General features: G+C 50.2%; 15 protein-coding genes. 4 read left to right on the plus strand and 11 right to left on the minus strand.

What is annotated here, in order from left to right; genetic code table 11:
* Positions 1 to 63: 63 nt before the first annotated feature.
* From B3763_RS17090 to B3763_RS17120, 7 genes are all read right to left on the minus strand, one after another.
* Positions 64 to 795, minus strand: coding sequence for a hypothetical protein (locus tag B3763_RS17090; RefSeq protein ID WP_286748086.1), 732 nt, complete (start codon positions 793 to 795; stop codon positions 64 to 66).
* A 144-nt stretch (positions 796 to 939) separates the two neighbouring features.
* A complete protein-coding gene (locus B3763_RS17095; protein ID WP_286748087.1) occupies positions 940 to 2235 on the minus strand; it encodes an MFS transporter in 1296 nt (431 codons plus the stop codon).
* Between the two features lie 138 nt (positions 2236 to 2373).
* Positions 2374 to 2835 (minus strand): ExbD/TolR family protein, encoded by a 462-nt coding sequence (locus B3763_RS17100; RefSeq protein WP_189630454.1) that lies wholly within the window; start codon positions 2833 to 2835, stop codon positions 2374 to 2376.
* A gap of 1 nt (position 2836) precedes the next feature.
* A complete protein-coding gene (locus B3763_RS17105; protein WP_286748088.1) occupies positions 2837 to 3499 on the minus strand; it encodes an ExbD/TolR family protein in 663 nt (220 codons plus the stop codon).
* 4 nt (positions 3500 to 3503) lie between these two features.
* On the minus strand, positions 3504 to 3866 hold the full coding sequence (locus B3763_RS17110) for a hypothetical protein (RefSeq protein ID WP_286748089.1): 363 nt from the start codon (positions 3864 to 3866) through the stop codon (positions 3504 to 3506).
* 24 nt (positions 3867 to 3890) lie between these two features.
* A complete protein-coding gene (locus B3763_RS17115; RefSeq protein ID WP_286748090.1) occupies positions 3891 to 4685 on the minus strand; it encodes a MotA/TolQ/ExbB proton channel family protein in 795 nt (264 codons plus the stop codon).
* A 323-nt stretch (positions 4686 to 5008) separates the two neighbouring features.
* Positions 5009 to 5560, minus strand: coding sequence for a nitroreductase family protein (locus B3763_RS17120; RefSeq protein ID WP_286748091.1), 552 nt, complete (start codon positions 5558 to 5560; stop codon positions 5009 to 5011).
* Positions 5561 to 5806: 246 nt separating this feature from the next.
* Between B3763_RS17120 and B3763_RS17125 the strand changes: the two genes are divergently transcribed.
* The 3 genes from B3763_RS17125 (at position 5807) to B3763_RS17135 (ending at position 9583) form a co-directional block, all read left to right on the plus strand.
* Positions 5807 to 6526 (plus strand): endonuclease V, encoded by a 720-nt coding sequence (locus B3763_RS17125; RefSeq protein WP_286748092.1) that lies wholly within the window; start codon positions 5807 to 5809, stop codon positions 6524 to 6526.
* 161 nt (positions 6527 to 6687) lie between these two features.
* On the plus strand, positions 6688 to 8088 hold the full coding sequence (locus tag B3763_RS17130) for an adenylate/guanylate cyclase domain-containing protein (protein WP_286748093.1): 1401 nt from the start codon (positions 6688 to 6690) through the stop codon (positions 8086 to 8088).
* Position 8089: 1 nt separating this feature from the next.
* On the plus strand, positions 8090 to 9583 hold the full coding sequence (locus tag B3763_RS17135) for an AbgT family transporter (protein WP_286748094.1): 1494 nt from the start codon (positions 8090 to 8092) through the stop codon (positions 9581 to 9583).
* Positions 9584 to 9585: 2 nt separating this feature from the next.
* Here B3763_RS17135 and queF read toward each other — a convergent pair whose 3' ends face one another.
* The 4 genes from queF to B3763_RS17155 form a co-directional block, all read right to left on the minus strand.
* Positions 9586 to 10407, minus strand: coding sequence for an NADPH-dependent 7-cyano-7-deazaguanine reductase QueF (queF, locus tag B3763_RS17140; RefSeq protein ID WP_286748095.1), 822 nt, complete (start codon positions 10405 to 10407; stop codon positions 9586 to 9588).
* A 1-nt stretch (position 10408) separates the two neighbouring features.
* Positions 10409 to 11182 (minus strand): ABC transporter permease, encoded by a 774-nt coding sequence (locus B3763_RS17145; RefSeq protein WP_286748096.1) that lies wholly within the window; start codon positions 11180 to 11182, stop codon positions 10409 to 10411.
* A 1-nt stretch (position 11183) separates the two neighbouring features.
* The gene (locus B3763_RS17150) at positions 11184 to 12101 is read right to left on the minus strand and encodes an ABC transporter ATP-binding protein (RefSeq protein WP_286748097.1); all 918 of its coding nucleotides are present in this window, start codon (positions 12099 to 12101) and stop codon (positions 11184 to 11186) included.
* A gap of 95 nt (positions 12102 to 12196) precedes the next feature.
* Positions 12197 to 12877 carry a histidine phosphatase family protein gene (locus B3763_RS17155; RefSeq protein WP_286748098.1) on the minus strand — a complete coding sequence of 227 codons (681 nt, stop codon included), beginning with the start codon at positions 12875 to 12877 and terminating at the stop codon, positions 12197 to 12199.
* A gap of 126 nt (positions 12878 to 13003) precedes the next feature.
* Between B3763_RS17155 and B3763_RS17160 the strand changes: the two genes are divergently transcribed.
* The gene (locus B3763_RS17160) at positions 13004 to 13723 is read left to right on the plus strand and encodes a TetR/AcrR family transcriptional regulator (RefSeq protein ID WP_286748099.1); all 720 of its coding nucleotides are present in this window, start codon (positions 13004 to 13006) and stop codon (positions 13721 to 13723) included.
* Positions 13724 to 13793 lie beyond the last annotated feature (70 nt).

Consider the following 13793-nt stretch of genomic DNA (forward strand, 5'->3'; position numbering starts at 1 on the left):
GACTGCAATTGACCATAGATGAGGGTAGACAGTCTCCCCAAGCGGATTGTATGAAACCGGATATTAGTTTCCGCAGCCTCCTCCGAATTGGTCGCTGTTTCTCCACTCGGCTACTACTACAGCCACGGTATCTCCGGCAACAGCCGTAGTTGTACGGTTTTCACCGTTCAAAATTTCCTGACAATCTGATGTTTTTTCAACTTTATCCCAGGTACCATCAAGCCTCAATTTAAATCCACCATCAGCAATAGTGGTTTCTACGGTACCACAGTAGCAATCCGATTCTCCCACTTTGGTCAGGCTGACATCCGGGTTATTTCCCCAATCTGTAAACTGACCTACCACTCCTACAGAACCGGTGGTAAAGGAAGGTACTTCGGCCACAAACGAAATCTTTGACGCCACCACATGGTCTGGTGTAGGCATGCAGGCAATGGTTAAAGCTATGTTGGCACTTTGAGTAGCCCCACTACCGTCTGTTACAGTAACTACAGCGGTATAATCGCCTGTCTCATTAATGGTAAAGGAAAAGTCCAGGTCGGCCTCATCTCCTGAAAGGGTCAGTTCATCAGTAAGTACATTGGTTCCCTCTTTAGATATTGTTACCGTAGCTGAAGCAAGACCACTACCAGTAGCATCGATAGCAAGGGTCTGCTGAAAGCCTGCTCCGAGGGTAATTTCGGCTGGTGCACTAATCGCAATTGCTACCGCATCGTCTTCATCATCTCCACAAGAAGTGAGTGCCAAACTGGTCACAGCCAGGGCCATTATGGCTCGAATTAAATTTTTCATCATCGTTTAAGATTAGGTTGATTAAAGAAGTTTCTTAACCAAGAATAAGGATAAAAAAACCGCTTTGTAAATGATCTGAGACATTTCCGCGTTGCAAACGTTTGCGAAAACGAGGTTCCTAACCTTGAACAATTAAAATGGATAAAATTAAGCCCAGTTGCTTCTTACTCTTCTAATAAGCAGAAGTCCTATAACAAAGAACACACTGAGTACCAGCGCACTATATCGCATAGAACCTGTAAACCACTCTACTGTGCCATAGGCAATGGTGCCAAATACTATGGATACATTGAAGGTGACATCGTAAAAACTAAAGAAGGAAGCGTGATCTGTGGTATCTTCAGGAATGAGTTTAGAAAAGGTAGCTCTGGACAGCGCCTGAATGCCTCCCATAATAACACCAACAAGAAAAGCCAACCCAAAAAACTGATAGTTTGTACTCACAAAGAAGGCGAGTATGCATACGGCAATCCATATGACTATCATCACTGACAGCGAGTATATATTGCCTTTTCTTTTTGAAAGAAAAGCGAAGACATAAGCGCCTCCTATGGCCACCAACTGAATGATGAGAACGGTCATAATTAGGTCGCGTGTTTCCATATTCAGCTCTTTTGCCCCGAACAAAGAGGCCAGATACATAACTGCCTGTACTCCTGCATTGTAAAAGAAAAAGCCCAAAACAAACTGCTTCATTTGACTCAATTTTCTAATCCGGCTATAAACCAGCCGAAGTTCTTTATAGCCATTGAGCAACCAGTGCCCCTCAGGCCGCTTGTGGTAAGGGTTGGCGGGAAGGCGGTTGAGAGAATAGGTAGCAAAACCCATCCACCAAAGGCCTACCGACAGGAAGGAAAGCCGAGCCGGGAGGTCGCCTTCCGGGATTCCGAAGGTAGCAGGCGATTCGATTATAGCAAGGTTAAGAATTAGAAGAATAACGCTACCTACATAACCCATGGAGTAGCCTTTGGCACTTAATTCATCGAATCGATCGGGAGTAGCAATCTCGGGTAAAAAAGCATCGTAAAATACTAAACTGGCGGAGTAACCTACACTGGCCAATACGGCCATGAGAATACCAAACTCTACATTTTGACCGGTAAAGAAGTACATACCCGCGCAACACAATGCTCCGAAGTAGGCAAAAAACCTCAGAAAACTCTTTTTCCGACCGGAGTAATCGGCAATACCCGAAAGCAACGGGATAAGCATAGCTGTGAGTAAAAAAGAAACACTCAGAGCATATGAATAAAGTACCGTGTTGGGCAAACTCCAGCCATAGAAATCGACCATTGCGGTGCCATCGGGCTGTGTGGTTACGGCCTCATAGTAAATAGGAAAAACTGCTGTGGTTATGGTAAGTGAGTAGACCGAATTGGCCCAGTCATACATACACCATCCATTGGTTGTTCTCTTATCGTTCAGTTGAATTCCGGTGGCCATGGCTAAGGTTTGAAATTCGGTTTAGAAACCGCTTGGTAAGATAAGGAAGAAAGACTCTTCTATATAAGGCATTGAATACCATAAACAAAAAGAGACTGCATGAGCAGTCTCTTTTTATATGATTCGGTAGTTATTCGCTTAATTGTCTTCAGTCTTCTGCGGAGTGGCGTACATGATCTTACGAGCATTAGCCTCTCTCAGCTCCGTTTGAATATCTACAATGATCCCCATTTTGGTTTCATTGTCAACTTTCATTGAAACGGTAATCTGATCGCGCTCATTCTCTGCCAACTTAGATTTCTCCTCGTTGATCCACTGCACAATGTTTTCAATGCCAATAAAGGCATCATTGGCCTGAATAAGCGGCTCAGTTCCTAAAGACTTATCCTTAGGCTTACCAACATAAAGGTAAGTCACCAGTTTTTTCTTCTCGAGCTTTACCAACTGCTCTGCACGTGGAATTCTCTGCTCTACTTTAATTTCTGTTTCTCTCAACACAGTTGTTACCATGAAGAAAAACAGGAGCATGAAAATAATATCCGGCAAAGCTGCGGTAGGTATATCCTGACTCGATGTACTCTTTTTCTTGAACTTTGACATATTACCCTCCTTGTGTTGTTGGTTCTGCTATCGAAATAGCCTTAGGAATCCCCAATCGCGCTCTGTCATACAGTTCTTGCTCTTTTGGGTTGTTTCGATTCAGCTTTCTGAATTCTTCCGCTGTCAGCCCTACTCGCTCACCATAAATTCTATTGTAAGCAGCATTAAGGGCATCCAATATCTCAATAAATATCTCGTAGCTACTACCACGGTCTGCCTTGAGCGATACGATGGCCGAAGTCGGTCCATCTGATGATTCTTTGCTTCCCAAATTTCTAGAAATGTACGATTTCATAGAAGCCGGCAAGGTATTGTAAACATCTACATCACTCATTTTGTCGTTACCCTTTTTGGTATTGCTTGGGTTACCGAAGTTCAATACGAAATCATAAACCATATCTTCGATCAGCGCAACGTCTTCCAAAGGATCATCTTCTACCAACAAACGGTCGGCAGAGTTTACCTGAATTTTGAAAACGTTCTTTTGGTTTTGCTTGATCTCGATTGGTTCATCGTCTTCGTTTTTCGGAGGAAGCAATAGGGTAAGACCTTTGTTTGTGGCAATTTGCGTAGTTACAAGGAAGAAGATCAAAAGAAGGAACGCAATGTCTGCCATTGAGCCTGCATTCACTTCCTGACTTCCTTTGTTTTTACTTCTAGCCATAAAATTATCTTACTATTCTTGCAATTGATGAGTAAATTAAACCCACAACAGCTATAGTTACTAAAACTAAGGTTGTGGTCATAGCACCACCCACAAGTTTGTAGGTTGTTACAGCGCTTTCACTGGTTGGATCCATTTTGGCTGCTTCCATAGCTTTTGCTGTTGAAGCACCAAACTCGGCCGGAGCCATTGAGTATCCAATAAAGAAGATCAATCCTAAAAGCACTATTCCAATGCCACTCTTTAGTAACGACTTGGGGTTCCCTAGGGAGTTCACCAAGTTCATTACAATGGCGGCTACGGCTGCTACGCCCATTAAAATATAAGCTGCGTAGAGTCCAATATCAATCCACTGTTCCTGATCCATACTTAATGTCTTTTAGGGTGGAAATTATTTTGAAAGGTTGTGCTTCACCAATAGGTCTACCAATGAGATAGAAGCATCTTCCATAGAGTTTACGATTGAATCGATTTTAGATACACAGTAGTTGTAGAACAACTGAAGAATGATCGCAACGATCAGACCACCTACTGTAGTCAAAAGGGCCACTTTAATACCACCGGCAACCAATGAAGGAGAAATATCACCTGCTGCTTCAATAGCATCGAATGCACCGATCATACCAATTACAGTACCCATGAAACCCAACATTGGGGCTAGTGAGATGAAAAGTGAGATCCAAACAAGTCCTCTTTCCAAACGACCCATTTCTACAGAACCGTAGGCAATCACTGATTTTTCAACCATTTCAATGCCTTCAGACATTCTCATCAAACCTTGGGTAAAGATAGAAGCCACAGGACCTCTGGTATTTTTAGTTACCTCTTTAGCAGCTTCAACTCCGCCTGATTCCAAAGCGTCTTCCACTTTGCTCAGAAGTTTTGCTGTATTTGTTGTAGAAAGGTTCAAGCTGATAATTCTTTCGATGGCGATAGCCAATCCCAGGATCAAACAGATCAATACTGGCGACATGAACACTGGGTCACCTTCAATAAATTTTTCTTTGATGATCTGATCGAAGGACTGAGCTTCTTCCGTTTCAGTCTCAGCAGAATAATCTGGAGATTCTGGGTAAGTGTCCTCAACTGCAGTAGAGTCGGTACCTGTCGTATCGTCTTGTGCAACTGCGTTAAATCCGAAGGCAAAGACACCCAGGATCATCAGTAAAGAGAATAACTTTTTCATAGTCTAGTTTTGATTAATAAAGGTTAAAACGGTTTCTAAATTATTAATTATTATGATTAAAAGAAATTTATACTTAAAGTTTTAGTTGATAGAAAGTAGGATACTCAACTATAGTCGTGCGAGGCCCCTAATCCAACACTTAACACTTTGAGTTGCGGAGAGAGAGGGATTCGAACCCTCGATACCCTTTAGGGGTATACACACTTTCCAGGCGTGCTCCTTCAACCACTCGGACACCTGACCAGACCCGTCATAACGGCGGTCATGACGAGAGGCGCGTAAGATACTGGGTTTGGCTGAAAAGATCAACGGGTATTGTCAGCCTAGCCCCGATATTGAACGATATCGTCAAGGGGCTGCTGATCCGCCACCCGGGGCTCCCCCTCTACCGTACCGGTGTAGAGGAATCCGATAATCTGCTCGTGATCCGCCAGCCCCAGATGTTCCCGCACGGCGGGCTGCTCGGTCATATCCCCGGTTCGCCACATGGTGCCATAACCCAGCGCCTGCGCCGCCAGTTGCAAATGCTGGGTGGCGATTCCCACCGCCACCTGCTGCTCCCAAACCGGTACCTTTTTATGTTCCCAATCCAATGCAGCAACACTGACGATGATCATGGGCGCCCGCAATGGCATGGAACGCAACCGCAACCGTCGCGTCTCGTCCGCTGTGGGCTGCGACGCTTCAAACGCTTGCCCCAGTTCAGCCAGGGCTTGGCCCTGCAACACAATAAAGCGCCAGGGTCGAAGGCGGCCGTGATCCGGAGCCCGCACGGCACACTGGAACATCTGCTCCAGCTCGTTGCGGTCAGGCGATGGTTGTATCAGCCGGGGATTGGAAACCCGTGCTCTCATGCTGTTCAGGATATCGCTCATATGCAACCTTGTGTTCTCATCAGTGGCAGCATCATAGCGTAATCCCTGCGCCGCTTCACCGGACAAATGAGAGCTTTTCCTATTTACATTCTGATTAGGTCAAAAAGTGGGCCGTTGAAGCACTAAAATCTGCCGTCCGAGCTTTATTTGAACAAAAAACACTCAAACTTTGCACCAGTTCTCACTGCTCTTCCGATTTTTTGTCAATACTTTACAGCAACCACACCGTCGTTAAGGCCTACAGGTATGAAAACCCATAACCTGCATTCATGGAACATAACGCTGGAAAACGCAGTCGCCATTCAGAAGAACCTGCGCGCCTGGATTGTAACCGAAGGGCAATGCAACCAGCCCGATATGGTGGGCCGAATTTCACTTATCTCCAACGACGAGTCCGCGCACTCGGCAACTGTTCAAGCGCGCATTACCATCACCGCTTTCAGAACCCGTACTTTGCTGGAACGTAAAGTCGCCATCAAAACCACCCAGTTCCCACGGCAACCCGGCCTGTACTCGTTCCGCAAAATGCCCGCCATCATCGCCGCACTCAACAAGCTCAACCGTATACCTGATGTGTTTATCTGTGACGGCCGTGGAGTCACCGGCGTTGACAGTTTTGGCGTGGCGTCCCATGTGGGGCTGGTCACCAGCGTCCCTACCGTCGGCATCCGCCCGGTTCGCCTGAAACACGATACCAGCACACTGGGGGCAGAACGGGGCAGCTTCCTGCAGGTGCATGAAGATCAGCAGATCGCCGCGGTGGTGCGGGTTCTGGACAACGCCGATCCCCTGCTGGTGTCTCCGGCGCACCGCATTGGGATGCAGGATGCTATCCAGCGGGTCCTGGAGCACATCCCCGCCGGCACCTCCTATCGTGAATATTTACAGGCGCTTTATCCGGAAGCAGGCCATAATAATAAGACGCCGGTTCAACTTAGATTGGTTAAATCCGCCACTGGTCAGTGAACTGGTCGTTAAACAGTCAAAACCTACAAAAGGAAGTTGTCCGCCGGTTGCCAAGCGCTTACACTTCCCACTAAACTGACAAAACAACTTGAATTTCGTTGCCAAAGCCCTTGATATAATTGGAAATCAACCGGTGCTTTGTTTGGCGTGGACAGAGATGGATGCCTACCAAGTTTGCTCTTGATATAACACCGGAAAGTCTGATCAATAAAGACCTGTCGCCGTCTTACATCCGCATTTTCGCCTATTTTTTGGTAGCCGCCACGATTCTGGCCGCCATACTCAGTTCGGATCTCGACACCAGCCTGTGGTGGGCACCGGTGGTTGCTTTCATCTATCCCTGGATCAGTCACTTTGCCACCTCAGGCTGGCAACGCACTGCCCCTGCCCGGGCCAATGCCTCATTGATCATGCTGGATGCCGCTATCGCCGGCGGTGGCATCGCCCTGTTCCAGTTTGATCCCGCGCTGTCCCTGTTTCTGTTCTTCGTGGTGAGCGCCGGCACCATCACCATTGGCGGTGTCTTTGGCTGGATCATGAGCTGCCTCGCTATTTTGCTGGGTGCAATCATTGGCGTTGCGGTTTTCAAGTTGCAGCAGTTTTCATTGGCCCCTCCCCATGTGGCCACGCTGTCGGTGGGATTACTGAGCCTGACATTCTACGCCACGGCATTGGGTTACTTTTCTTTCAAGCAGGCGCGAACCCTGATGGCCATACAGGACGAACTGAAACGGCGCCAGAAAGAATCCGCCAACCTCTCCCGCAAACTGTCCAAGTACCTGCCGCCCCAGGTATGGGGTTCCATTTTCTCCGGGCAAACCGATGTCAAACTGGAAACCCAGCGTAAAAAACTCACCGTGTTTTTCTCGGACATAAAGGGATTTGCTGAGATATCAGAAGAGCTGCAACCCGAAGCACTGACGGATTTGCTCAACAGCTATTTCACCGAGATGTCCCGCATTGCACTGAAATATGGGGGCACCATCGACAAATTTGTGGGTGACGCCATTCTGATCTTTTTTGGCGACCCTACCTCCCGCGGCCAAAAGCAGGACGCCATCGCCTGCGTTTCCATGGCCCTGGAGATGCGTAAAAAAATGAAATTGCTGCGCCAGCAATGGCGTAAAGAAGGCATCAGCAAACCGCTGCAAGTGCGGATGGGTATCAACACCGGTTACTGCACCGTAGGCAACTTCGGTGCCGAGACGCGCATGGACTACACCATCATCGGGCGCGAGGTGAACCTGGCCAGCCGCCTGGAATCAGTGGCCCAGCCCGGTGAGATTCTGATTGCCGAATCCACCTACAATCTGGTTCGCGATGTCATCATGTGCCGGGATCGCGGGCAGATCAATGTGAAGGGCTTCAGCAAAACCGTCCCGATCTTTGAAATTGTCGATCACCGGAAAGAGTTGGGGGCTACCCAAAGCTTTCTTGAGTGCGAAAAAGACGGCTTTACCCTGTTTGTGGATATCGACAAAATTCGAAATTACGACAAGGACACGGTAGTGGAAGCCTTGGAAGAAGCCGCCAAACGTATCCGCGAAAAACTGATCGTGTGACATGAAAAACAACCTGGTTCTCTCGTTCTTAAAGCAAGTTGAAGACCTGGGTAACCGACTACCTCACCCCACTGCCCTGTTTATCTGGTTCAGCCTGTTGGTACTGGTGCTCTCCTGGATCTTATCCATGGCCGGAGTCGGGGCCACCCACCCACTGAATCACACCGAGGTAAGTGTTACCAACCTGCTCAACCAAGCCGGCCTGCACAAAATCCTCACCCAAAGCGTCAGCAACTTCACCCAGTTCGCTCCGGTGGGTACGGTGTTGGTTGCCATGCTTGGTTTGGGCATTGCCGAGAAGTCCGGGCTGCTGGGTGCAGTGCTGAATAAGATGGTGGCAAAAGCCGGCGGCAAAGCATTGTCTGCCATTGTGGTATTTGCCGGCGTCATGAGCAGCCTGGCTGCCGATGCCGGTTATGTGGTGCTGATTCCACTGGCAGGGATGGTGTTTGCCAGCGCCGGTAAACACCCATTGGCGGGCATGGCGGCGGCTTTTGCAGGCGTTTCCGGTGGCTACAGTGCCAACCTGATGATCGGCCCCATTGATGCTGTACTCGCCGGTATATCCACGGAGGCTGCCCACCTTATTGACCGGAACATTGAGGTAAGCGTTGTCGCCAACTACTACTTTATCGTGGCTTCAACACTGTTTATCACCCTCGTCGGCACGCTGGTGACCGAAAAAATAACACTGCCCGCCCTGCCTCGCTGGCAGGAGCCGGCGCCACCGCCCGATGCCACTAGCGGGAGTGCGGCCGGCACGGCAGCATTACGAAATTCCGGCCTGGTGCTGGTGGCATGCCTGCTGCTCATCGCCCTGGGGTTGGTACCGCAGCAGGGCCTGCTAAGAGAGCCCGCCAGCGGTTCCATTACCCAATCACCACTGATGCAGGGTATTGTCACGGTGATTTCGCTGATCGCCGCCCTGTGTGGCATGGCCTATGGCATGACCGTGCGGCGCTACACCAGCAAGGGCAGCATCATCAAAGACATGGAGGATACCTTCGCCACCATGGCAAGCTATCTGGTGCTGATGTTTTTTGCCGCGCAGTTTGTTAATTATTTCGGCTGGTCCAATATGGGTATGGTGCTGGCCATCAACGGCGCCAACTGGCTGCAGGCATTGGCGATTTCACCGGTGCTGTTGCTTTCCATATTTATTCTGATGTCGGCTTTCATCAACCTGCTGGTGGGCAGTGCATCAGCAAAATGGTCACTGCTGGCACCGGTCTTCATCCCCATGTTCATGCTGCTGGGTATCCCCCCGGAAAACGTGCAGGCAGCCTATCGCGTGGGTGATAGCAGCACCAACATCATCACTCCGCTGATGCCGTATTTTGGTGTGGTGGTCGCTTTTATGCAACGCTACAAATCCGATCCGGGTGTGGGCACCATTATGTCGCTGATGTTGCCTTATTCGCTGGTGTTTCTGCTGGGCTGGAGCCTGATGTTCGCCCTGTGGATGTCAGCCGGATTACCCTTGGGGCCAACCTGACACTACTGGCGAATCAGGCGCAGATTGGCCTGCTGCACCGGTTCGCTGGAGCGAACCGGATTGATATCAATACCACCACGGCGGGTATAACGGGCGTACACGGTCAACCGCTCAGGGGCGCACTGACGGCTGATGTCCATAAAAATGCGTTCCACACATTGCTCGTGAAATTCCTGGTTATTGCGAAACGAAATCAGATATTTCAGCAATCCCTCTTCGCAGATCTTGGTGCCCTGATATTCGATCACCACGCTGGCCCAGTCAGGCTGGCCGGTTACCGGACAGCAGGATCGCAAGAGATGGCTGTGATAGGCTTCTGAGGTGTCGCCTTCCAAGGTTAGCAACAGATCGGCATCCACCTCATACACCGCCACGTCCACAGCCAGATCATCGATGCATTTGCCCGGCAAGGTAGCCAGGGCGAAACCTCCTGACTGAAACAACGGCGTCAACTCCACGCTTACCGGGGCACCTACTACGTCCGAGACATCCCGCTCGATAATGTGTGCCAACGCTTGCGGTGATTGCACCGGCCATTGATTGAAGGAACCCAGGTAAAGCTTGAATGATTTGGACTCCACGATATTGGGTGAATCGAATGGAACCCGGAGTTCCATCATGGCCACCATGGGTTTGCCCTTTTCGTTCAACCAGGACAGCTCATAGGCATTCCAGATATCCTCTCCATAAAATGGCAGAGGCCCATCATCCACACCAATGGCCTCACGCCCCGCTGCCCTGGCAATTGCATGCAGCTGCGCCGGATCGTATTGGTCAGGATAGGTGCTGGCTACACCCAGTGGCCCGTGCTGTTGCTCAGTCATATCAGCTTCGAATCCCCACTCCGTTCTTTAACAACCAATGTGCCCACACGTACAAGACCACGATAAAGGTCAACACCATGCCAAAGGCAACACCGATGCCAATATCGGAAATGCCGAGAATCCCATAGCGAAAACCATTCACCATATACACGATGGGGTTGATGCGTGACACCCCTTCCCAAAAATCCGGCAACATGCTGATGGAGTAAAAAACACCCCCGAGATAGGTCAGCGGGGTCAGCACAAAGGTCGGCACGATGGAAATGTCATCAAATGATCGGGCGTACACCGCGTTGATGAAGCCACCAAGAGAGAACAGGATGGCCGTCAATACCACCATGCTTATGGTAATCCAGATATTGGTTACACTTAAATGGGCAAAGAACAGTGACAACCCGGTAACAATCGCGCCCACGGCAATGCCACGGGCAACACCACCCAACACAAAACCGCCGATCACCACATAATTGGGCATGGGTGAAACCAGCATTTCTTCAATACTGCGTTGAAATTTGGTGCTGAAAAAAGACGACACCACATTGGAATAGGAATTGGTGATCACCGACATCATGATTAAACCGGGAACAATGTATTCCATATAAGAGTACTCACCAATCTGCCCGATACGACGGCCGATCAATTCGCCGAATATGACAAAATACAACGCTATGGTAATAGCGGGCGGTATCAGAGTCTGCACCCAGATTCGCATAAAGCGCCGTATTTCCTTGCGCACTATGGTGCTGAAGGCATTGAACTGTTGCTGTGAATTCATCTCACTGCTTCCTCTCCACCAACGACACGAACAACTCTTCCAATCGATTGGCTTTATTACGCATACTGGTTACTGAAATACCCTGCGCGCTCAGTTGTTCAAAGATGGCATTCAGTGGCGCGTCTTTGGACACTTCCACCGCCAGGGTATGAGGGTCCAGCAGCTCAACCGCAACCCCCTTCAGGTTGGGCACGGCTTCGATATCCCGGCTCAGATCCAGCAGGAAAGTTTCCCGATCAAGCCGGGCCAGAAACGCTTTCATAGAGCTTTTCTCGATAATACGGCCATGATCTATGATGGCAATACTGCGGCAAAGCTGTTCCGCTTCCTCCAGATAGTGGGTGGTCAGAATAATGGTAGTGCCCCGCTGGTTGAGTTCTTTAAGAAAGCTCCACATCGAACGCCGTAACTCGATATCCACACCGGCGGTGGGCTCATCCAGCACCAGCAACCTGGGTTCGTGCACCAAGGCCCGTGCAATCATCAAACGTCGCTTCATTCCACCGGACAACATACGCGACTGTTCATCGCGCTTCTCCCACAGGTCCAGCAACTTCAGGTATTTCTCGGCACGCTCGCTGGCGGTATGCCGGTCCAGACCGTAGTATCCGGCCTGGGTGCGAACAATATCACCTACCTTCTCAAACTGATTGAAGTTGAATTCCTGGGGCACGATGCCAATGTTCATCTTGGCAGCGGCAAAGTCACGATCAATGTCTTTACCATAGATACTGACGGAGCCGGAGGTTTTATTTACCAGTGAACTGATAATGCCTATCGTAGTGGATTTGCCGGCTCCATTGGGGCCCAGCAGTGCCATAAAGTCTCCGGACTGCACTTCAAAGCTGATGCCTTTCAATGCCTGGAAACCGCCGGAGTAGGTCTTTTTCAAATCTTGAACGATTAACGCGGTGCTCATGAAACCCCTGGTTTGCATAACGGGAGCTTGAAATTGAGAGGGGCATTATACGGAAACCAGGCGCTGCTGCCACCGCCGGAGCCCGGCGGCGACGTTCATTCCACCATCTGGTCCAGGTGCAGGCTGCCGGCTTCGCCGCGCCACAACCAATGGACCTGGCCTTCGTCAAACCACAGGAACGCCCCCTCCAGCATCCAGGGCCAGTGCGCCTCGTCAATATCGGATTCACGGCGCAGGAAATAAATAAAAGACGCCAGAATGGTGTCGTGGGTAACATGAACCGTGAACGTACCCGGCTGCCGTAATGAGGTTTCAATGTGCTGTAACAGTTGTTTCGCGCCCTGCTGTGGTGAAAGCACACCGCGCACCTCATTTTTCAAGTGCTTACGGGCAAAAGCCAGGGGCCCCAGTTTCACGAAGTAAGGCCCCGCCACCGGGAGATCCACCACATAGCTGCCGGGCTCAACCAAGGCCGGGTGGGTTGCCACCGGCAACTCGATACCGGCGCCCTCTGCCATTGCCTCGGCGGTTTTTACACAGCGCCCAACCGGGCTGGAGTGCAGGGCTACAATGGGGCGATTCAGGCACCGCCCCCATTCCCGGGCCAGCTCAATGCCTTCCGGTGTGAGGGGTACATCGTAGCCGGCAAAGCGGTTAGCGGGCTGCTCCCGAATTGAGTGCCGGGTCACCAGAGCCACCGGTACGTGACTGGGTAACTGCTCCAACGATGGAATTAATGCGGGATGCAATTGCATCAATATTGCTGAGTTTTTCAATGCTTTACTGCCTTACTAATCGCTCAATCTCAGGCCCGGTAACCACTATACCAGAATATCCCGTTGACAATACCTGACGTCGAGATGAAAATATGACGAATCGTCACGCTTTGACGGAGCAATCATTTGAACACCCAATCCAGACGCCAGCGGGAATTTGAACAGCGTGAATTGCTGTTTGTGAATGCCGCCCGGGACATCATCCGCAGCGAGGGCGTATCCGCCCTCACCATGGACAAAATAGCCGAACTAACCGAATACGCGAAAGGCACTGTCTACAAACACTTTACCTGCAAAGAAGATATACTGTGCGCGCTCTGCCTGGACAGCCTTGGTCATATGTACGACCTGTTCCAGCGTGCCCTCACCTGGGAAGGCTGCAGCCGCGAGAAAATCATCTGCATCGGCGTAGGCTACCAGTTATACACCCGGCGCTTTCCCGAAGAATTTGACCTGCTCATTGCCGCCCGCACCAACAACATCCGCGAGAAAGCCTCCCCGGAACGACTGGAGCGCATGGATCAGGTGGATTCGCTGGTGATGAACGCGATCCGTGCCGTAATTCAACTGGCCATCGACAAAGGCGACCTCACATTGAAAAACAACGTGCTGATCGACGACCTGTGCTTTGGCCTCTGGTCGATGAGCTTTGGTTTGCTGGTGCTGGATCACGCCCGCGACATGATCAGCGGGCTGCAGCTCTCCCCCAGCGATGAGCTCATGCTCACCCAAATGACCAACCTGCTGGATGGATATCAGTGGCATCCGCTCAGTTCAGAGCAGGATTATCACGGGGCTTACCAAAGGGCACTTGAGTATCTTGGAACCACTCAGGTAAAAAGTTGAATTCACAGGGCTTAACGCATAGGGCTGAACGCATAGGGCTGAACGCAAAGGAATGATATGGGGACCAACA

The sequence above is a fragment of the Roseivirga sp. UBA1976 genome (assembly GCF_002336325.1).
Classification (GTDB): Bacteria; Bacteroidota; Bacteroidia; order Cytophagales; family Cyclobacteriaceae; genus Roseivirga; species Roseivirga thermotolerans.